This is a genomic window from Lysinibacillus sp. FSL K6-0102, assembly GCF_038003545.1.
Classification (GTDB): Bacteria; Bacillota; Bacilli; order Bacillales_A; family Planococcaceae; genus Lysinibacillus; species Lysinibacillus capsici.
This window is the reverse complement of sequence record NZ_JBBOPH010000001.1, coordinates 3,526,158-3,546,097: the sequence shown is the minus strand read 5'-3', so window position 1 is coordinate 3,546,097 and position 19,940 is coordinate 3,526,158. Positions and strand designations below refer to the sequence as shown.

Here is a 19,940-nt window from a genome sequence, read left to right as displayed (position 1 = left end):
TCACTTTTTATAAAAAATTTTTTAGAAATTTAGGAGAAAAAAATGAATTTACAACAATTGTTTACCATGCAAAAAGAGCTTGATGATTTTATCGAGCAAACACAAAATATTCAGCAAGATGTGTTTCAGGAAAAGGGCTTAGCCTTACTAGTGGAACTAGCTGAGCTTGCTAATGAAACACGTTGCTTTAAATTTTGGAGCACAAAGGGACCATCAGCACGTGAAGTCATTTTAGAAGAATATGTAGATTCGATTCATTTTATCTTATCTCTGGGCTTATTAAAGGGCTATACATCGATTGAAATGTGGCCTTTCGTAGAAGAAAACAAAGATTTAACAGCTACTTTTTTAGAAACACAAAGTGTTATTTTAGCATTTATTCATCAACCTACAGAGGAGCGTTATTTAGCTATTTGGCAATACTATGGATTACTAGCGTATAATCTCGGTTTTACATTTGAGGATGTAGTTGGTGCTTATCTTGAAAAAAATCATGAAAATTATCATCGGCAGCGTTCAGGTTATTAAATTAAGAAATACACCAATTTTCAGACGATTAAGCTAGGAATATTTCGATAAACGAAGTATAATAAAATAGATACAAGAAGTAGGAGGCAAAAGGATGACACAACTAGATCCAACATTACAAATGTTTAAAGATTTAACAGATGCGAATGGTATCGCAGGTAATGAACGTGCACCGCGTGAGGTCATGAAAAAATACATTGCACCATATGCAGATACTGTAGAAACAGATAACTTAGGTAGTGTCATTGCTAAAAAAGTTGGCGATGAAAACGGTCCTAAAATTGTTGTAGCAGGACATTTAGATGAAGTAGGCTTCATGGTTACACAAATTGATGACAAAGGCTTTATCAAATTCCAAACAGTGGGTGGCTGGTGGAGCCAAGTTATGCTTGCACAGCGTGTAACGATTACTACACGTAAGGGCGATGAAGTGATTGGGGTTATTGGTTCAAAGCCACCTCATATTTTACCTGCGGATGTACGTAATAAGGTAGTAGACATTAAAGATATGTTTATTGATATTGGTGCAGCTTCTAAAGATGAAGTACTTGAGTGGGGCGTACGTCCTGGCGATATGGTAACACCGTACTTTGAATTTAATGTAATGAAAAATGATAAGTATCTATTAGCTAAAGCTTGGGATAACCGTATCGGCTGTGCAATCGCGATTGATGTTATGAAAGCGTTACAAAATGAAAAGCACCCTAATATTCTTTATTCTGTAGGGAATGTACAAGAAGAAGTTGGACTTCGCGGTGCAAAAACTGCTACACATAAAATCCAACCAGATATTGGATTTGCAGTGGACGTAGGTGTAGCAGGAGATACTCCTGGAGTTACAGCAAAAGAATCAACGAGTAAGATGGGTGCAGGCCCTCAAATCGTTGTGTATGATGCATCTATGGTTTCACATCGTGGCTTACGTGAATTCGTATTAGATGTAGCAGATGAGCACAATATTCCATATCAATTTGAAGCGATGGCTGGCGGTGGTACAGATGCTGGCTCCATCCACGTAACAGCAAATGGTGTACCAGCACTATCAATCGGTATTGCAACACGCTATATTCATTCACATGCAGGTATCCTACATCGTGATGATTATGATAATGCCGTTAAATTAATGGTAGAAGTCATTAAAAAATTAGACCGTGATGCAGTCAATAAAATTACTTTTGACTGATACTGCTAAATAGATATAGCATGATTTTGCCTTCTAACAAAATGTTAGGAGGCTTTTTTACTCATTCCAAGACAATTAGACTTGCTAATATGAATAGTAATTAAACACAAGTCCCATTCTTATTAGTGAGTAAGACTCTTATAGAAATCAAAATATAGAGAAGTATTAATTTGTAGGTTAATGGAAAATATCTGCAAGTAAATTGATTGTTGCTGTGCTGAGCAACAGCCCATGTTAAGTTAGCTTATGACAAGAATCATTGCTAGCTTCTAGAAGCGTTTAACAAGCATAGAACTATTAAGAATGAGTAAAGGTTGACAGGTTTCAAGCTATGTATAGGAGCTACAAGTAGTTCTTGTGAAGAATAGGGTATTCCCGTTTATACCATTCAAGAAACACCCCATTTTCGCTATAAAGAATTTTGCAAAAGCTGTAGAATATTTTTCCCCATTTCAAGAGGGTTTGTTGCTAGTATAGAGGATCGATAATTGGATAGAATCACGACACCTGTTTGCTGTTTTTTATTAAATCCTAGATAACTAGAGAAGCCTTTCGTTGATCCGTTATGCCAAATAATATCGTCTTCAAGTACCCATCCTAATCCGATCCTTACATCTTTTGAAATAGTATGAGTAGCTTGATGTGTTAATAGATAGCCTGAATTTTGATTGCCAATGTGTATTTTTAAAAATTTTAATAAATCATCAACAGTGGATCGTATAGCGCCAGCTGCCATAAATTCATTCATTTCAAGTGGGGGCTTGTTATGTCCCCGAACAGAATATCCCTTCAATACGGTATTTTCTTTAGAGGGGGGGATAGAAATAAAGGTATTCGTTAAATTTAAAGGTTCTACGATTCTACGAGTAATGGCTGTTTCAAAGTCAGTGTGAAGTTCATTTGCTAATAAATATCCTAAAAGGCCCATTCCTACATTAGAATATCTAAACTTAACTTTAGGCTCCTGGGTATGGGTTTTAAAATACTGTATTACCTCATTCAATGAGTAGGGACAAAAGGGGTCACGAGGCGTTTGGCTATCAAAAAGATTATAGATGTTCTTCAGTACACCAATTCCCGGTAGACCAGATGTGTGATTTGCCAAATGCCTCAAAGTTACAGGGTGATTATCGGGAATTTCAGAAAAGTATTTGGCGATAGAATCTTCTATCTTCAAGATTCCTTCTCGAATCATTTCCCCAAACATGGATGTTGTTAAAACTTTAGAGATTGACCCAATTTCATAGACATAGGGTTTTTTATCATATGTGACATTTGAGCCGTTGAATATAAAAGCAGCATCTAGATTACGACAAATAACACCAATGGATAGGATTACATTCGGACGAGTCTTTACGTAAGGATAAGCAATTTTAAAAATATCCTTTTTTAAATCATTTAAATCCACAAATATTCCTCCTTTTCAATCTCTAATTTTTTTGATCGCTAGAGACGATAGCATGGAGTTTCGTGTATATTTCTTTTAATTGCAGTAAATCCTCTTTAGAGAGCTGTGAATAGTATTTATTGATAATGGCTAGTTCAATTTCTTCCTGTTTTTGAAAATAATCAAAGCCCCGCGTATCTAACTCGATGATGATCTCTCTACGGTCCTTTTTATTTATGGTTCTTTTTATAAAGCTCTCCTGTTCTAATCTTCCTACTAATTGACTTACAGCACTAGCAGATGTCCCCATCAACTTTGCTAATTCGAAGGTTTGCAAAGGGCCATGTGTTTGAAGAAGACTTAAAAATAGTGCCTGCTTTGTAGTTAATGTTTCATCTAATAGGGTGGAGAATTCTTCTGTTAGCATCACATTTGTTTCATATTCTACTTGGTTCAGCTCTTTGACCAGCTGTATCAGCTCTTTTTCCATTTTTTCACCGCCTCAATAGTTAATGTATATTAATTATAAATATATATAAACTATAATGCAATTATTTAAGAATATGAATGTTTAGTAAAAAAGAAAACATGTATAAATATTCGCTTTGACGAATTTTTGACACATTTAATAACAAATGAATAATAATTAAGATTAATTATAAAAATTCAGTTGATTTTATATTTATGCATGTTATACTAATTTCAACAGCAACGATATAAGGAGCGAAGGCTATGAAATTACTCGAAGAAGTACAGTTAAAGTTAGTGTCTAGTTTAAAGGGAAAAGATTTACTAACTTTGCTAGACTATACAAGTCAAGAGGTCCAGGATCTTATTGAATTAGCAACACAGCTTAAGATGATTACAAAAGAGGGGAAATGTCCAAGATTACTAGAAGGTAAAACGCTTGGTATGATTTTTGAGAAACATTCAACTCGTACACGTATTTCATTTGAAGTTGGTATGAATCAATTAGGTGGGAAAAGCATGTTTATGCATGCGCGTGATTTGCAAATTGGTCGTGGTGAATCAATTTACGATACAGCGCATGTATTATCTGGCTATTTAGATGGCATTATGATTCGCGCAAACTCTCACAAAATGGTCAAAGAGCTTGCAGAGCATGCAGCAATCCCTGTCATCAATGGATTAACGGATATTTATCATCCTTGCCAAGCATTAGCTGATTTAGAGACGATTGCAGAAAATAAAGGCATGTTAAAAGGACTTAAAATTGCCTATGTAGGTGATGGCAACAATGTAGCACACTCACTCGTAGTAGCTTCAGCACACGTTGGCATGAATGTAGCTGTTGCGACACCTGTAGGGTATGAATGTGATGGGGAAGTCATCGCTAAAGCACAGGCCATTGCGGCAGCAAATGGCAGTACGATTATGATCACGAATGATCCTGTTGAAGCAGTATTAAATGCAGATGTCGTCTATGCTGATGTTTGGACATCTATGGGTCAAGAGGAAGAAACAGCAAAACGTTTACAAGATTTTGCTGGCTATCAAATTAATGATGAGCTAGTAGCCTATGCAAAACCAAATTATATGTTCTTACATTGCTTACCAGCACATCGTGAGGAAGAGGTTGCGACTTCAGTTATTGACGGACCTAATTCTTACATCTTTGAGCAAGCCGAAAATAGATTGCATGCTCAAAAAGCTGTATTAGCATCGATTTTAGCTTAAATTGAGACATATGCTTTCTCGAGTTGAGAAGTACGATAGATAGAGTTTACATGGACAACAGAGGGTGTTCATGTGAATAACATAAAAGTGGTAGGCAGACAGAGGGATGTTCACCACGTGCGATGTTTGTTGTCAAGATGGATGGCTACATCGCTACATAGTAAAGTAACCTGGGAGACGCTGGGTTACTTTTTTTCTTTGTCAAAAATATAAAACATAGTTTTCTTATAAGTTATAGAGAATACAAGGAATTATTTATATAATAGGTTAAATAAGTAATGAAGGAGTGAACTCCTCGTGAATATAGACCATATCGAGGCATTTTTATATGTTGTCCATTACAAAAGTATCCATAAAGCAGCCAATGCATTATTTCTTTCACAGCCGACTGTAACTGCACGTATTAAATCATTAGAACGAGAGCTAGGTGTTGAGTTATTTTACCGAGATGGAAGAAGTGTGAGCGTATCAGAGAAAGGGAAAGATTTTTTACCATTTGCCACGCAAATTGTGCAAACATTTCAGCAAGGAAAGAAGCAATTAGAAGAAACGCAGGAGACCGATGAGGTATGTATTGGTGCAAACGGTGTAACAGCCCAGTATTTTTTAGCCTATGCATTGCCTAAATGGAAAGAGCAATTTCCTTATTTGCGTTTTCAATTATTTACAGGTTCCACAACAAACATTTTAGAAAAGCTACAAAGCCACCAAATTCATCTAGGCTTTATTCAATATGTACATGGGGATGACATTGAGAACGAGCTTTTATTGAACAATACAGTGAAACTTGTCAAACACCGTGATCACCCATTACAACTAAATCAACTTATTCAAGCAAAAGAATTAGCTCAACAGAAAATGGTGTTTTTTGAATGTGGCGCGTTTGATTGGAATTATGTGCATAAAATGTTCGAGGTAGAGGGAGTAGCAGCCAATATTGAGGTACGAACAGATCATTTAGAAGTTGCCAAAGAGTTTATTCGGACAAAAGACTATCTAAGCTTTTTACCACATCTATGCATTAAAAAGGAACTGGAAAGCGGTGAATTTGTGGAGATAGACGTTAAGCATTTGCTGGATATGAATCAACATATATTTTTAACCTATAAAGAGAAAGAGACGTTGCCATCAGCCTTTTGGCAGACAATTTGTGAAACAGCTAAGCATTTTGAAAGCATAGGAGACACGTATTGATAAAAAATTTTATCACCACATAAAATTTTTTCTATTACTGTACCTATTGCATATCGTCTAAAGGAACGGTAATATCATTCTCAATCCAACAAAACATACTTAACCACTATGTTTAGTAAAATAAAGATTGAGGAGGAATTGACATGGCTAGACAGGATAAAATTCGATTTGGAGCAATTATTCATGGGGTAGGAGGAAATATTTCTGGTTGGCGTCATCCAAAGGTGGCGAGCAATCAAAGTGTAAGCTTACCTTTCTATATTCAGCAGGCTCAGAAAGCAGAGCAGGGAAAATTTGATGTAGCATTTATTGCGGATGGTTTATTTATTAACGAAAAATCCATCCCTCATTTTTTAAATCGATTTGAACCTATTACAATCTTATCGGCTTTAGCAGTAGCGACGAAAAACATTGGGTTAGTTGGAACAGTCTCAACTTCCTATAGCGAACCATTTACAGTAGCACGCCAATTCGCTTCATTAGATCATATTAGTGCTGGGCGTGCTGGATGGAATGTTGTAACGACACCATTAGAAAGTACTGCTTTGAACTATAACAAAACAATCGACCAACATCCTAGCCATGCAGAACGCTATCTCATTGCGGAAGAATACTTAGAGGTTGTCCAAGGCTTATGGGACTCGTGGGATGATGATGCGTTTATTGCAGATGTCAACAAAGATCAATTTTTTGATCCAGAAAAATTACACACATTACATCATAAAGGGCGATATTTTTCAGTCCAAGGACCACTCAATATTGGTCGAACAAAGCAAGGCCAGCCCGTTATTTTCCAGGCTGGGTCGTCTGATGCAGGCATTCGATTAGCTGCAAAAGATGCAGATGCCATTTTCACACATGGGGCATCTATTGAAGAGGCACAGAAATTTTACTCGAGAGTAAAAAAAGAGGTGGCAACATTTGGACGAAATCCCGAAGAAGTAAAGATTTTTCCAGGTATATCACCAATTATTGGCGATACGGTGGAGGAAGCAGAGGCGAAATATCAAGAAATTGTTGAGTTAGTTTCCATAGACCGTGCTCTTGCTTATCTTGGACGTTACTTCGACCATCATGATTTTACCCAATACGATGTGGATGCACCGTTTCCTGATCTAGGGGATATTGGAGCGAATAGCTTTAGAAGCACAACCGATTATATTAAACGTTATGCTAAGCAGGAGGGTCTGACATTACGTCAAGTCGCTTTACGCGAGGCGACACCAAAAACAGCCTTTTTTGGGACAGCTGAGCAAGTAGCAGATCTTGTACAAGAATGGTTTGAAAAGGAAGCAGCAGATGGTTTTATTATTGGCGTGACAGTACCTGGTGCTCTTGAAGATTTTGTTGATAAAGTAGTGCCAATTTTACAAGCAAGAGGGCTATATCGTAAAGATTATGAGACAGATACTTTGCGTGGGAATTTAGGTTTACCATTCAAGGAAAGTCGCTATGTTAAACAGTCTGTCTAAAAACCTAGTAAATTTATTTGAATAAAAGAAATTAGGAGGGATTGTATGAGTTATACATTAGGGATATTAGATCAAAGCCCTATTATTGAAGGAGCAAGCAATGAACAAACATTACAAAAAACGGTGGCTTTAGCACAACGAGCTGAGCAGTTAGGCTATTCACGTTTTTGGGTATCGGAGCATCATCATACAGAGTCATTAGCAGGTTCTTCTCCAGAAGTATTGGTTTCTTATTTACTTGCTAAAACCAAATCCATTCAAATTGGATCAGGTGGGGTTATGCTACAGCATTATAGCCCCTATAAAGTAGCGGAAAATTTCCATGTTCTAGCATCATTGGAGCCAGGACGTGTAGATTTAGGAATCGGTAAAGCCCCTGGTGGCTTGCAACTTTCCACGAAGGCTCTACAATATGGCACACTCAATCAAGGGGAAGATTTTGAAGAGAGACTAATATTTTTACAGCAATTAATTGAGCAATCCATACCAAAAGAGCACGAATTATATGGCATACAAGCAACGCCGATTCCAAAGGCAAAGCCGACATTATTTTTGCTTGGCGCTAGCCCTGAAAGTGCTGCTCTTGCAGGAAAACTCGGCATTGCATTTGTCTTTGCTCGATTTATTAATAGTGATAATGATGTTTTGGCGCAAGCGGCTACAATCTATCGCAGTCATCATCCAAACGGTACTTTTGCAATTTCCATTGCTGCACTTGCTGCTCCAAGTAAAGAGGAAGCGAAAAAGCTAATAGGAGATCAAAAAATTACAAAAGTGCATTTAGCAAGTGGCAGAAGCCTGACGCTACAATCAGTAGAGCTAGCAGAGAAATTTGGTCAGGAATCTGGAGAGGAATACACGGTGGAGCAGTATGAGGCTGATATTTTATACGGTACAGCAGAAGACATTAGAGCCAATTTAGATGACTACCATGTACGATTCCAAATTGATGAATTTATTTTGCATACGCCCATCTTGAAGGAATTTGAACGTCAACGTTCGTTTGAGCTTTTAAGTCCTGTCCATTTGCAGTTACAGCAAAAGGTGAAGGTAATCTAAGGGAGGTCATGATATGACAAAAAGTTTAGATATAATCATTTGGTCGAAGCAAGGTTGTAGTTATTGCGAGGAAATAAAAGCATATCTACAAGAACGACATATTTCCTACAAAACAGTTGATGTCACGTCTAATGATAATTTTAGAGACATCCTTGATATAAAGTATGGTGTTCGACATGTACCCGTTGTAGAAATTGGTTCAAGTGAAACAGGTATCTATAGAGCCGTAACAGCAATTGGTTTAGAGCATCTACAGAAGGCACTTGCTGTGAATCTACCCTCATATGCATAACAGAAGGAGAGAGGAATCTTATGAAAAAAATATCATTTTATTTGCTACTTGTGCTAGCAGCGCTATTAACTGCGTGTGCAAACTCAGAAAAAACAGTTGGTGACGCAAGTGCTCAAAAAACAGCACAGAGTGGCAAGGATGTTCAAAAAATTATAGTTGGTACGGGAACTCAGTTTCCAAACATCTGTTTTTTAGATGACAAGGGAAATTTAACTGGTTATGATGTAGAGCTTGTTCGTGCAATTGATGAGAAGCTACCAGAATATGAGTTTGAATTTAAAACAATGGAATTCTCCAATTTATTACTAAGTTTAGAAACAAGAAAAATAGATTTTATTGCCCATCAAATGGAAGTTAATAGTGAGCGTGAAGAGAAGTTTTTATTTAATAAAGAGCCGTATAATGTTTTCCCATTAAAGGTGACAGTCAACGAGAAAAATAATGCAATTCAATCCATTGAGGATTTAAAAGGGAAAAATGTGAGTGTTTCACCAACAAGTAATTCTGCTGTTTTTATTGAAAAGTATAATAAAGAGCATAATTTAGGAGCAAATATCGTTTATTCTTCTGGCTCTGTCGATGTTAATAATCAACTTGCAACGGGACGAATTGATGCTATTATTACCACACCGTTTGCTGTTCGATACTATAACGAAAGCAATGAGGCACAGCAAAAGGTTGTAGGTGATGCATTATTAAATTCAAAGGTCTACTTTTTACTCAATAAAGATGAAGTGAAGTTACAGGAGCGCTTAGATGAAGCGATCGTTGAATTAAAGAATGAGGGGGTAGTGAGTGAGCTTAGTAAAAAGTGGTTGGGTGATGATTATACAGTAGACTTCTAATGAACAGGAAAGGAAGATGGCAGTATGGAAAATAACTTTGATGTCGTGCTAATTGCGAGAGTACTTCCAACATTGCTTCAGTATTTACCCATAACTTTCGAGATTCTAGTATTCTCCATACTTTTTGGTATGATGCTTGGGATTGTGCTAGCCATACCAAAGCTACTTCACATACCGATATTGAAGCAAATTATTACAATCTATATATCCTTTATTCGTGGTACACCCATTTTAGTGCAGTTGTTCTTAGTATTTTACGGTATACCCGCATTGTTAAAGCTCATTCATATTGATGTGACACGAATGGATGCAATGTATTTTGTTATTATTACGTACACATTCAGCAATGCGGCAGCCTTTGCCGAAATATTTCGTGCAGCAATTTTAACCGTTGATCGGGGTCAAATGGAGGCGGCCTATTCAGTAGGCTTAAGTGGATCACAGGCTTTTATGCGAATCGTTTTTCCACAGGCAATACGTGTTGCTTTTCCAAATATAGCAAATACAATGATTAGTTCATTAAAAGATACATCGTTAGCATTCTCCATCGGTGTAATGGATATGGTGGGGAGGGGAGAAACCTTGATTGCTTCTACGACACGAGCGTTTGAAATCTATGTAGCTTTGTCAATTGTTTACTATGTCATCGTGATAATCCTTGAAAAAGTATTTAAATTTAATGAACGCTATTTTAATCGCTATATGCCAAAGGAGCTTGCTTCACAATAGGGGGAATATGCTATGACCATTGATATCGCTTTTATAGTAGAAGCATTACGAGAAATTAGTAAAGTAATACCGTTAACCTTATTCATGACTATTACACCTGTTTTATTAGGAATCGTTATTGGCATAATTGTAGCTTTCGTGCGCATTCAACAGATAAAAATAGTCTCATCTGTACTTAATTTTTATGTTTCATTTTTCAGAGGAACACCTATCATTATGCATATCATGCTCGTTTATTTTGGCTTGCCAATGCTAGTTGATAGTGTAGCTAATTTGCTTCATTTAAAGATACAATCAAATTCTATTCCTATATTATTTTTTGTCATACTAGCCTTAACACTTAGTGCAGGGGCTTATGCCTCAGAAATTATTCGTTCAGGGATATTAGCTGTACCTAAAGGACAATTAGAAGCAGCATATGCGATTGGATTAACATTTCCTCAAGCGATGCGACGTTATATTTTACCACAAGCATTTGGGCAATCTATTCCCAACTTGACGAATGTTTTTATTGGTTTTTTACATGCTACATCATTAGCATTTTTCCTATCCATTAAAGAATTGACCGGTGTGGCAAATATTATTGCTTCCATGAACTTAAAGTTTTTAGAGTCATTTATTGCTGTTGGTCTTATTTATTGGGTAATTTCAATCATAGTAGAATGGGTTTCACACCGTATTGAAATAAGAGTAACAGCCTATAGTAAAGGCGGTTTTTCATCATAGAAAGGGGAAATTAGAATGACAGTAGCAGACATTGTGATTGAACATTTACAAAAGGAAGATTATGCAAGCTATCTTGAAGTTTTAGTTGAGAGCTATGCGCAATATGAAAAGGACTATGAAGACCCAGAGCGCTGGCAATCATATTTAAGTGATATCCGTGCTTCGGTTGGTAATCCGAATGCAGAGACAATTCTTATTGCAAAACGCGGAGATGACATATTAGGTGGATTACAACTATTTACAGATGCAGGGAAAGCGTATGGTTTGCCGGAGCTAAATATTCAATCGACGATTGTGCGCTTATTAGGTGTGCATCCAAAAGGAAGAGGACAAGGGGTTGCTAAGAAATTATTAAATGAAAGTTTTGCCTTTGCTAGAAAGAGACAGGATCAGGCACTTTATTTACACTCAGGTGATATGATGCAGGCTGCCATAAATCTTTACTTATCATTAGGTTTTGTGCGAGATGAGTCGAAGGAATTTTACAAGGGAGATATATTAGTCAAGAGCTTCCGTTATGATTTATAATGATAAACCCGCTGATGCTCTAGTCAATCAGCGGGTTTTAATGTTAATTATAGTGTGAAAATCTTTCCTGGATTCATAATGTTAAGTGGATCAAGCGCTGCTTTTATGCTTTTCATGACGACTAAAGAGGTACCATGCTCAGTGGCTTGGTATTTCATTTTGCCAATGCCAACACCATGCTCGCCCGTACATGTGCCACCTCGAAGTAATGCATATTGCACGATTTGTTCATTGAAGCGATCCGCTTTTGCCTGTTCCTCGGCGTCATTTGGATTTAACATTAAAAGTGCATGGAAATTTCCATCGCCCACGTGGCCCACAAGCCCACCTGCGAGTCCAACATGATCAAGCTGTTCTCGTGCATATAAAATGGTTTCAGCAAGCACAGAGATTGGTACACAGACATCCGTTGACATGAGCTTCTTACCAGGATAAGCATGAATATATGCATAGGCTAAAGAATGTCGTGCTTCCCAAAGCTTATTACGAGCAGCATTATCTTGCTCGAATTCGACGGATAGACAGCTGTAGTCCTCAAAAATTTCTGTAGCAAATGCGATGTCCGCATGCATACCCGCTTCGTTTCCGTGGAATTCTAAAAACAATGTTGGTTTTTCGCTAAAGGATGTATCGTTATAGACATTGGCCTGCTTCATAGAGGATTCATCGACCAATTCCACTCGACCAATTGAAATACCAGCCTGTAATAAGGCGGTAACAGCACTAACAGCATCTCCAACTGTGTCAAAAACAGCTCGCCCCGCTGTCACAAATTCAGGTATACCATACACTTTTAACGTTAACTCCGTAAAGCAGCCAAGTGTTCCTTCAGAGCCGACAAATAGACCATTTAAATGGTAACCAGAAGAGGATTTCGCGGCTAAATTACCTGTATGGATGACAGAGCCATCTGCAAGGACAACCTCTAAATCACGAACCTGATCACGCATAACACCGTAACGCACAGCAGTCGTACCACTAGCATTCGTCGCAGCCATGCCACCTAGTGTTGCATCTGCACCTGGATCCACTGTGAATTGTAGACCGTGTTTTTTTAACTCCTTATTCAGTTGAGAGCGAGTGACGCCAGGCTGAACTTTTACAAGAAGGTCGTCAGGTCGAACTTCTAAAATCTTATTCATTTCAGAGAAATCAATAGAAATACCATTTGCAATAGGAATCGCGTTTCCTTCTAAGCTGGAGCCAACACCGAATGGTACAACTGGTACACGTTGTGCATGTGCAATTTTTAAGATGGCACTGACATCAGCTGTGGAACGGGGAAAGACAACGATATCAGGTAATCTCATCATATGATGAGATTCATCCTTTCCATGTAGCTGTCGTACCGTTTCGTTTGTTGACACTTGTTCTTCTAATAAAACCTGTTTGAGTTGATTGACAAGTAATTCTACTGCAACAGTCATTCCAATCCCTCCAAAATTTTCTGATAAGTAAAACTTTATCACGCATTTATTGGAAATGGAATGCACAGTTCATTAAAAATCAGTTAGCAAATACTTTTTCTAGTTTTTGAACAAATTCATCTTGTTCTGATGGACTGGATTGCTTCCACCATTTTTCAAAAAACACCCCAAGCCCTGGTAGTAAATGCTCTTCTCCGCGATTAATAGCATCTTCCACAATGTCTTTGAATTCTGCGGCAGATTGACCATGTACATTCGCTGTAATTGCATCTCTTATTTGAAAATTCATCTATATCGCCTCCTTAGTAGTAATTTGTCCAACTATCGTTTAAATATGTATGAAATACCAAAGAAAATAGATAATTTTTGCAATAACTTTGGAGGAATTATGACTAAATATGCCAGGCATTTTATTCTTTCTGCGCGCTGAAATGTTGAAAATGGGCATTAGCTCTCAAGCAACATGACAGTCTAAGATTGTGTTACCTAGGAATATTGAACTGTGCACAGTTGACAGGAAGAGTGGTATGTCTATTCGCAACAATCACAAGCTTTCATTAACACAATCTTTTGAAGAAATTTTAGAGGCTGTGCAACCAATGATTACAGCCATTTTTACGCAGCTTCATATTTACAAGGATTTTGATTACTATCGTCATATTGCTTCTATTGCGGTATGGAGGGCATGGCTAAAAGCAGATCCAGCAAAGGGACAATTTTCTGCTTATCTTTATTCTTCGATAAAAGGTGAGATTCTAAATGAATTATCAAAGGAAAAAAACTATTCAGAGCGAATAACGGTTGTTGATGGTGAAATACTCAATTTTATTCTTAGTAATATGGAGGGATGGGACAATCAAAAAAATCCTAGCTTACTTGAAATTAAGTTGTCTCAGCTTAAGCAAATAGAAAGAGAAATATTACTACTTTATTATGTAGAAGGTTACAGTGATCAAGAAATAGCTAATGCATTAGGCTTATCCGCTGTTGCTATTAAAAAAAGAAGAGGTAGAATCATCCAGAGATTGAAACATCAACTTTTCAAGGTGGAATAAAGAACTAAAAATATCAAAAGTATGCTAATATTGAAATAAAATGAATATTAGCATACTTCACATAGGTGCATACAAATTCCGATAAAAGTGTTATGATTTGTAAGAAGTCAAAGAAATATACAATTCAAATTTAAATAATCGATATAGATAGATAAAATTTCCTAGTGAATGTTTATATAGTAGTATGGAGGGTTTGGAGTGGAGAGATGGTTTAATCAGATAGAGAAAAAAGAAATTTGGTACATGGTATTACCCTTATTACTTGTCATACCATTACTGAGCTTTAGCAATCAAATATATGGTGTTTTCCAAGGTAACATGTATCAAGATATAAAATTGGTGATACAAATATTAATCATTGTTTTTACAATGGCAATTGCGATCCAATCCTATTTAGTATTTTCACACTTATTATCCAATCAAACTTTATACATAGGAAACATGTTTTTCATTATTGCCTTATTAGAATTAGTTAGCTTGTTTTTTAGCCAATCTAGAGAATGGAACTTTATGAACGAGCCCCTACATATATTAATACGTTTATACTTAGCCATTGGATTTATACTTATTATTTTAAACCCTAAAAAGCGATTAACCATGAATCATCGGATACTGACATATGGTTGTTCGATGCTTTTCGTTCTAGGAAGCGTTTTTCTGGCTTATTATTCGCCCAAAGTATTGCCTAAAAATTGGTTAGATACGATTGATAATATGGTACACTTAATTGCTATTATTCTTCAAATTTTAACCATTGCTATTGTTAGTACATATGTAAAAAAATTACCGAAGCGTTCCATGTGGCTAATTAGCGCAGCTATTTCCCTTATTGTGAGTGATGTCTTCTTTATTGTTAGTCAAGATCAAAATGCGATATGGGATTTCTCAGCACTGATCTATCAGTTTTTAGCATTCTATTTTTTCCTAAAGGCGATTTATTATACATCTGTGGAAAAACCCTTTCAGCAGCTGTTGAAAATTAAAAAGGATCTTGAACAATCTCAAAAAGAGCTTCGATTTCAAGCTTATCATGATGATATTACATTGTTGCCAAATGAACATTTTTTACTTAAGACGTTAAAAGAAAATTTACATGAACATAAAGCGCAAAAGGCTATCATTGCCATAGAAATTGATCGCTTTGCGGCGATTCGTTCGTCCATTGGGATTAGTAACTCTAATAAAATGATGAAACTTGTTGCAGAGCGAATTCAATCGATTGTACCTCCACATTATTTTGCAACTAAACTGCGTGAAGGACAATTTGTTATTTATATTGACCATGTAAAGACGATTGAGGAACTACTACAATTTTGCTTAAATCTTAAAAGTGCCATGACAGATCCTTTACAGGTCCAATTATTTTCATTGAATGGCAGTCTAAATATTGGGATTGCTCTCTATGAGGAGCAATGGACTGGTGAAGAGCTATTAATGCATGCACAGTTAGCGATGCGAGAAGCTAGACAAATACCTCAAAGATTTCTTTTTTATAAACCGTACATGTCTAAAGGTATTGCAGATCGAATATTGTTAGAGCAAGACTTACATAATGCGTTAGCCAATAATGAATTTTATTTAGACTATCAACCACAGGTCAACTTAAAAACAGGCACCATTGAATCGGTCGAAGCTTTGGTTCGCTGGCGTCATCCAACTCGGGGCTTTGTTCCACCTGATGTCTTTATTCCTATTGCTGAAGAATGTGGCCTTATTATCCCGCTAGGTAAATGGATTTTAGAAAACGCATGCACTCAAGCGAAAATATGGGAGAAACAAGGCTTACCTCCGATGAAAGTGGCAGTGAATTTATCACTTGGCCAGTTATTTCAACAGGATTTAGTAGAAATGGTACAAGATATTTTACATCGTACCAATTTAGATCCGTCATTTTTACAATTAGAAATTACAGAAAGTATGACGATGAATATTGATCAAATGACACAGCTATTACATGAGTTAAAGGCATTAGGCATCCAAATTGCTGTAGATGATTTTGGAACAGGTTATTCCTCTCTATCTTATTTAAAGGAATTCCCAATTGATTGTTTAAAAATTGACCGAACATTTGTGAGAAACGTGCCACATAATCCAAATGATGAAGCACTTGTTTCCATGATTATTTCGATGGCTAAACATTTACGTTTGAAGGTTGTGGCAGAGGGCATTGAAGAAGTGGAGCAATTATCTTTTCTAATAGATGGTGGCTGTGATTATATTCAGGGCTATCTATTCAGTAAGCCAATATCCCCACAGCAAATTACGGAAACCTATAAAGATTTACATCATCGTGTGGAGGAAGTATTAACACAACTTCAATATATTGAAGATTATAGTATTTAAAAAAAGAACCTGCTTATTGCTATTGAGTAAGCAGGTTCTTGCTGTTTAGTGAACGAGATATTCTTCTTTTAATTCGGATATAGCTACTTCAGATCGCTCTTCTAAAGAACGGCGTAGGTGAACTGTCGCTGTTTTTTCATCATCGTGGAGCTGATCGATCCAGATGGAAACACCATTATAGCTCACTTCAAATTCTAAAGGTGAGGCGACAATTTCTTGTGCACGTTGAAAATCCAACTGAAGCCCCCCCTTATTTTTTCTGCTTATTCTTATTTTGCGTGACTGTGTTAATTAGCTCCATAAACTCTTGAGAAAATTCCTCACTCACCTTGTTTGGTGCAATCTTTTGGTTTTTTGGCGTTTGAGGTAATGAGCCTTTATTATTGCTTTGACCTTGTTTATTGTCTCTTCCCATGTGAGTTGCTCCTTTCCTGTTGATATAAATTAATATGGCTTTGAAATGAACTTTTTATCCCGTCAGCACAGATCGCACTTCACAAGGAAAAATTCGCATAGCTCTTTGTTTATTGCGAACAATAATGAGTATTAAGATTTTTTAACAGAAAAATTATCGTTTAATAAAACCCAATTTTGAGGAAACGGGAATCCTAATGCCCAATAACTAATGCCACGTAAGTTGTAATGTTTAGTCATGTCAAATTTGGCTTGTGCACTTCTCGCATCTTCAAACCATACCTCGTGTTGCCTTCCTTGCTCATCAATATATCGATAAAAAGGAGATTGTGCCGTTGGATCATATTGGATTGTTGCCCCGTACTTGATGGCCCTATTGAGCGCTTCCTGCGGGCTAAACGTTTCGGCTTCTTGGCCTTTGACATGAGGCAAGAGCCAATCACGCGCATACAACTCAAAACCCAATAAGATTTTATCAGCTGGTATTTCAGTTAAAGCATACTCCACGACTCTTCGCATTTCATTAATCGGGGAAATAGCTTGTGGAGGGCCAAGACGATAGCCCCATTCATATGTCATTAATACAACAAAATCTGCTATTCTCCCATGTGCTTCGTAATCATGCGCTTCATATAATGTCCCAGTTTGTGAAGCACTTGTTTTAGGTGCGAGCGCTGTTGAAACTAAATAGCCTTTTGGATGAAGGGTATCCACAGCCAATTGAATAAAGGCATTGAAATTTTCGCGATCAGCAGGTAAAACATTTTCAAAATCAATATTTAATACTTGATAACCTTTATCTTGCATCACCTGTAATACATTATTCATGACCTTTTTACTTAACTCTGGACTGGATAAGACGACATGTGCTAAATTAGAGCCTTCTTCTGTAGAAGTAAAATTAGTGAGCGTTAACATAGGGATAATATGTTTAGCCTTTGCTGCCGCTATCATATTTTCATCATTAATGGGTTGTAATGTCCCATCTTCCTTCATCTTATAAGCAAAAGGACTAAAATAAGTTAGTAGATGACCAATAGCATTAATGGAGTCTACAGCTTCATCTGAAGGTTGGTAGGAATAAGCATTGACTTCAATCGTTGGTAATTTTCTTGGAATCATCAATTGTGAACCAACATAAAGCATATTGGGATTGTTTAGTTTATTTTCTATAGCAATGGCTTGAACGGTCGTACCATAGCGCTGTGCTATTTGCCATAAAGTTTCACCTGGCTGCACGATATGAACAATGGGTGGAATAATTAATTTCGTTCCTGGTGTTAATTGATCGGGATTCGTTAGATGATTTTCTAATATGATAGATTGCAAGGGAACGCTAAATTTTTGTGCTATTGACCATAACGTATCTCCTTTTTGAACGGTATAAATTGTATAAGGAGAAGGGATAACCAGTGATTGTCCGATGGCTAATTGATCAGGAGTAGTTAATGCATTTAATTGGCTAATAGATTGAACGGGTACGGCATAACGATTAGCGATTTGCCACAGTGTTTCGCCAGCACTTACCACATGGATAAGCATAGAACACCTCCAACACGTTGTTGTTATTAGTGCATCATATGTTTCAAGTGTGAAAAAGAGTATTTTAGTGTGATTCTAGAAAAAAGCTGAAATTTTAAATTCTTTATCAATGAGTTGCATAGGATAAGTATCATTGTGAGAAAGGGGCTTGATGTTGAAAAAGGCGAAGCTCACAGGAAGAATCGTCACGCCTGAAGATTCGGATTATGAACAAGCGAGAACGAATAATAATTTAAATAATCCCAAATATCCGAGTGTCATTGTGTTTTGTCAAAAAACGAAAGATGTGGTTAATGCCTTAAAATGGGCTAGAGAAAACAATGAGCCTTTCAGAATTCGAAGTGGTCGTCATAGCTATGAAAATTTTTCTTTAGTAAATAAAGGGCTTGTCATTGATGTAAGTGATATGAATGATATTTCGGTAAATCTATCAGAAATGACGGCTAGAATTGATGCTGGAGCTAATATGGGAAACGTATACCGTACATTATGGGAGCATGGTGTTACCATTCCTGCTGGTACAGAAAGTAGTGTTGGGGTGGTCGGTTTGACCCTTGGTGGTGGGATTGGGATGCTATCACGACCATTTGGATTAACTTGTGACAATCTTATTGAAATCGAAACGGTGGTAGCTAGTGAACATGAGGGTGCTCAGGTAATCAGAGCGAATAAGCAACAACATCATGATTTGTTTTGGGCAAGTCGTGGTGGAGGAGGAGGCAATTTTGGTATAGTCACTTCTTTGACATTCAAGCTTCATGCGATTAATGAGGTATCACTGTTCTCTATTACATGGGGATGGGATGACTTTGAAGTGGCCTTTGATGCATGGCAAAAATGGGCTCCCTATACAGATAAGCGTCTAACCTCACAGATTGAGCTAAAAACAAAGGAAGTAGGTGAGATAGTCGCACAAGGTGAGTTTATAGGAACAGCAGCTGAATTAAAGAAATTGCTTCGCCCTCTTAGAAAAATAGGCTTGCCAACAAGTATTTGGATAAAGGAAGTGCCATATAGCAAGGCAATAGAATTTTTTGATTTACCAAGCGGTAATCAGCCTGCCTATCGAAAAAGATCAGGGTCATTTTTGGAGAGACCGTTTCCATATAAGGCGATTCAGAGGATGAAAGAATTTTTAGCCCATGCACCTAATTCAAATACAACAATATGGCAACAGTCTTTAAGAGGAGCAGTAGGTGAAATTGCTCCCCAGCATACAGCCTATTACTATCGCAATGCGATAATAGCTCAAGAATATAATACTTCCTGGAAAAAACCGAAAGAGGAAGAACAAAATATTAAGTGGGTAGAAAATTTACGTCAAGCTTTATCACCTTATACGTCTGGTGATTATGTGAATTTTCCAGATCGATATATTAAGGACTGGCATACAGCCTATTACGGACGTAATTTTAGAAGGCTTCGTGAAGTGAAAACAAAATATGATCCGTATAATGTATTTCAATTTCAGCAGAGTATCCCACCTATTAGGAAGTGGTTGTAGCTGGAGAATGGAGC

At 37.0% G+C, this 19,940-nt stretch carries 21 protein-coding genes; 14 read left to right on the top strand and 7 right to left on the bottom strand.

Features of this window, described 5'->3' with window-relative positions:
- Window positions 1-42: 42 nt before the first annotated feature.
- Both NYE73_RS18015 and NYE73_RS18010 read left to right on the top strand, forming a co-directional pair.
- The gene (locus NYE73_RS18015; RefSeq protein WP_259948446.1) at window positions 43-528 is read left to right on the top strand and encodes a dUTP diphosphatase; all 486 of its coding nucleotides are present in this window, start codon (window positions 43-45) and stop codon (window positions 526-528) included.
- Window positions 529-622: 94 nt separating this feature from the next.
- Window positions 623-1,711, top strand: coding sequence for a M42 family metallopeptidase (locus NYE73_RS18010; protein WP_016994857.1), 1,089 nt, complete (start codon window positions 623-625; stop codon window positions 1,709-1,711).
- A 409-nt stretch (window positions 1,712-2,120) separates the two neighbouring features.
- On the opposite strand, the gene NYE73_RS18005 is transcribed toward NYE73_RS18010, so the two are convergent.
- Window positions 2,121-3,119, bottom strand: coding sequence for a serine hydrolase domain-containing protein (locus NYE73_RS18005; RefSeq protein ID WP_259948442.1), 999 nt, complete (start codon window positions 3,117-3,119; stop codon window positions 2,121-2,123).
- A 22-nt stretch (window positions 3,120-3,141) separates the two neighbouring features.
- On the bottom strand, window positions 3,142-3,588 hold the full coding sequence (locus NYE73_RS18000; RefSeq protein ID WP_048393621.1) for a MarR family winged helix-turn-helix transcriptional regulator: 447 nt from the start codon (window positions 3,586-3,588) through the stop codon (window positions 3,142-3,144).
- Between the two features lie 242 nt (window positions 3,589-3,830).
- Here NYE73_RS18000 and argF point away from each other — a divergent pair, with 242 nt between their 5' ends.
- The 9 genes from argF to NYE73_RS17955 all read left to right on the top strand — a co-directional run bounded on the left by argF (window position 3,831) and on the right by NYE73_RS17955 (window position 11,641).
- Window positions 3,831-4,796, top strand: a complete 966-nt coding sequence (gene argF, locus NYE73_RS17995) for an ornithine carbamoyltransferase (protein WP_048393624.1) — start codon at window positions 3,831-3,833, stop codon at window positions 4,794-4,796.
- A 297-nt stretch (window positions 4,797-5,093) separates the two neighbouring features.
- A complete protein-coding gene (locus NYE73_RS17990) occupies window positions 5,094-5,990 on the top strand; it encodes a LysR family transcriptional regulator (RefSeq protein WP_259948439.1) in 897 nt (298 codons plus the stop codon).
- Between the two features lie 143 nt (window positions 5,991-6,133).
- A complete protein-coding gene (locus tag NYE73_RS17985; protein WP_259948437.1) occupies window positions 6,134-7,462 on the top strand; it encodes an LLM class flavin-dependent oxidoreductase in 1,329 nt (442 codons plus the stop codon).
- Window positions 7,463-7,507: 45 nt separating this feature from the next.
- A complete protein-coding gene (locus tag NYE73_RS17980) occupies window positions 7,508-8,521 on the top strand; it encodes an LLM class flavin-dependent oxidoreductase (RefSeq protein WP_259948435.1) in 1,014 nt (337 codons plus the stop codon).
- A gap of 13 nt (window positions 8,522-8,534) precedes the next feature.
- Entirely contained in the window at window positions 8,535-8,813 is a 279-nt protein-coding gene (locus tag NYE73_RS17975) for a glutaredoxin family protein (RefSeq protein ID WP_004226351.1), read from the top strand.
- 20 nt (window positions 8,814-8,833) lie between these two features.
- Window positions 8,834-9,658, top strand: a complete 825-nt coding sequence (locus NYE73_RS17970; RefSeq protein WP_048393633.1) for a transporter substrate-binding domain-containing protein — start codon at window positions 8,834-8,836, stop codon at window positions 9,656-9,658.
- 24 nt (window positions 9,659-9,682) lie between these two features.
- On the top strand, window positions 9,683-10,387 hold the full coding sequence (locus tag NYE73_RS17965; RefSeq protein WP_048393635.1) for an amino acid ABC transporter permease: 705 nt from the start codon (window positions 9,683-9,685) through the stop codon (window positions 10,385-10,387).
- A 12-nt stretch (window positions 10,388-10,399) separates the two neighbouring features.
- The gene (locus NYE73_RS17960; protein ID WP_048393636.1) at window positions 10,400-11,113 is read left to right on the top strand and encodes an amino acid ABC transporter permease; all 714 of its coding nucleotides are present in this window, start codon (window positions 10,400-10,402) and stop codon (window positions 11,111-11,113) included.
- Window positions 11,114-11,128: 15 nt separating this feature from the next.
- Entirely contained in the window at window positions 11,129-11,641 is a 513-nt protein-coding gene (locus tag NYE73_RS17955; protein WP_048393639.1) for a GNAT family N-acetyltransferase, read from the top strand.
- A 47-nt stretch (window positions 11,642-11,688) separates the two neighbouring features.
- On the opposite strand, the gene NYE73_RS17950 is transcribed toward NYE73_RS17955, so the two are convergent.
- Both NYE73_RS17950 and sspI read right to left on the bottom strand, forming a co-directional pair.
- Window positions 11,689-13,068: an FAD-binding oxidoreductase gene (locus tag NYE73_RS17950; protein ID WP_259948432.1), complete on the bottom strand. Its 1,380-nt coding sequence runs from the start codon at window positions 13,066-13,068 to the stop codon at window positions 11,689-11,691.
- Window positions 13,069-13,147: 79 nt separating this feature from the next.
- Window positions 13,148-13,357 (bottom strand): small acid-soluble spore protein SspI, encoded by a 210-nt coding sequence (sspI, locus tag NYE73_RS17945; protein WP_004226361.1) that lies wholly within the window; start codon window positions 13,355-13,357, stop codon window positions 13,148-13,150.
- Between the two features lie 238 nt (window positions 13,358-13,595).
- On the opposite strand from sspI, the gene NYE73_RS17940 reads away from it, so the two are divergent.
- Together NYE73_RS17940 and NYE73_RS17935 are read left to right on the top strand one after the other, a co-directional pair.
- The gene (locus NYE73_RS17940) at window positions 13,596-14,123 is read left to right on the top strand and encodes an RNA polymerase sigma factor (RefSeq protein WP_259948431.1); all 528 of its coding nucleotides are present in this window, start codon (window positions 13,596-13,598) and stop codon (window positions 14,121-14,123) included.
- A 198-nt stretch (window positions 14,124-14,321) separates the two neighbouring features.
- Window positions 14,322-16,466, top strand: coding sequence for a bifunctional diguanylate cyclase/phosphodiesterase (locus tag NYE73_RS17935; protein WP_233732137.1), 2,145 nt, complete (start codon window positions 14,322-14,324; stop codon window positions 16,464-16,466).
- Between the two features lie 45 nt (window positions 16,467-16,511).
- Here NYE73_RS17935 and NYE73_RS17930 read toward each other — a convergent pair whose 3' ends face one another.
- From NYE73_RS17930 to NYE73_RS17920, 3 genes are all read right to left on the bottom strand, one after another.
- Complete coding sequence (locus tag NYE73_RS17930; RefSeq protein WP_004226369.1) at window positions 16,512-16,703, bottom strand: H-type small acid-soluble spore protein; 192 nt, start codon at window positions 16,701-16,703, stop codon at window positions 16,512-16,514.
- Window positions 16,704-16,716: 13 nt separating this feature from the next.
- Window positions 16,717-16,881: a YfhD family protein gene (locus NYE73_RS17925; RefSeq protein ID WP_004226371.1), complete on the bottom strand. Its 165-nt coding sequence runs from the start codon at window positions 16,879-16,881 to the stop codon at window positions 16,717-16,719.
- Between the two features lie 131 nt (window positions 16,882-17,012).
- On the bottom strand, window positions 17,013-18,422 hold the full coding sequence (locus NYE73_RS17920; protein WP_259948428.1) for a LysM peptidoglycan-binding domain-containing protein: 1,410 nt from the start codon (window positions 18,420-18,422) through the stop codon (window positions 17,013-17,015).
- Window positions 18,423-18,576: 154 nt separating this feature from the next.
- Between NYE73_RS17920 and NYE73_RS17915 the strand changes: the two genes are divergently transcribed.
- Window positions 18,577-19,926 (top strand): FAD-binding oxidoreductase, encoded by a 1,350-nt coding sequence (locus NYE73_RS17915; protein ID WP_259948425.1) that lies wholly within the window; start codon window positions 18,577-18,579, stop codon window positions 19,924-19,926.
- Window positions 19,927-19,940: the final 14 nt, after the last annotated feature.

Coding starts and splice junctions, on each gene's coding strand:
- NYE73_RS17970 (WP_048393633.1), top strand. CDS start 8,834: ATGAAAAAAATATCATTTTATTTGCTACTTGTGCTAGCAGCGCTATTA.
- sspI (WP_004226361.1), bottom strand. CDS start 13,357: ATGAATTTTCAAATAAGAGATGCAATTACAGCGAATGTACATGGTCAA.
- NYE73_RS17965 (WP_048393635.1), top strand. CDS start 9,683: ATGGAAAATAACTTTGATGTCGTGCTAATTGCGAGAGTACTTCCAACA.
- NYE73_RS18015 (WP_259948446.1), top strand. CDS start 43: ATGAATTTACAACAATTGTTTACCATGCAAAAAGAGCTTGATGATTTT.
- NYE73_RS18010 (WP_016994857.1), top strand. CDS start 623: ATGACACAACTAGATCCAACATTACAAATGTTTAAAGATTTAACAGAT.
- NYE73_RS17960 (WP_048393636.1), top strand. CDS start 10,400: ATGACCATTGATATCGCTTTTATAGTAGAAGCATTACGAGAAATTAGT.
- NYE73_RS17925 (WP_004226371.1), bottom strand. CDS start 16,881: ATGGGAAGAGACAATAAACAAGGTCAAAGCAATAATAAAGGCTCATTA.
- NYE73_RS17940 (WP_259948431.1), top strand. CDS start 13,596: ATGTCTATTCGCAACAATCACAAGCTTTCATTAACACAATCTTTTGAA.
- NYE73_RS17985 (WP_259948437.1), top strand. CDS start 6,134: ATGGCTAGACAGGATAAAATTCGATTTGGAGCAATTATTCATGGGGTA.
- NYE73_RS18000 (WP_048393621.1), bottom strand. CDS start 3,588: ATGGAAAAAGAGCTGATACAGCTGGTCAAAGAGCTGAACCAAGTAGAA.
- argF (WP_048393624.1), top strand. CDS start 3,831: ATGAAATTACTCGAAGAAGTACAGTTAAAGTTAGTGTCTAGTTTAAAG.
- NYE73_RS17950 (WP_259948432.1), bottom strand. CDS start 13,068: ATGACTGTTGCAGTAGAATTACTTGTCAATCAACTCAAACAGGTTTTA.
- NYE73_RS17980 (WP_259948435.1), top strand. CDS start 7,508: ATGAGTTATACATTAGGGATATTAGATCAAAGCCCTATTATTGAAGGA.
- NYE73_RS17975 (WP_004226351.1), top strand. CDS start 8,535: ATGACAAAAAGTTTAGATATAATCATTTGGTCGAAGCAAGGTTGTAGT.
- NYE73_RS17955 (WP_048393639.1), top strand. CDS start 11,129: ATGACAGTAGCAGACATTGTGATTGAACATTTACAAAAGGAAGATTAT.
- NYE73_RS17920 (WP_259948428.1), bottom strand. CDS start 18,422: ATGCTTATCCATGTGGTAAGTGCTGGCGAAACACTGTGGCAAATCGCT.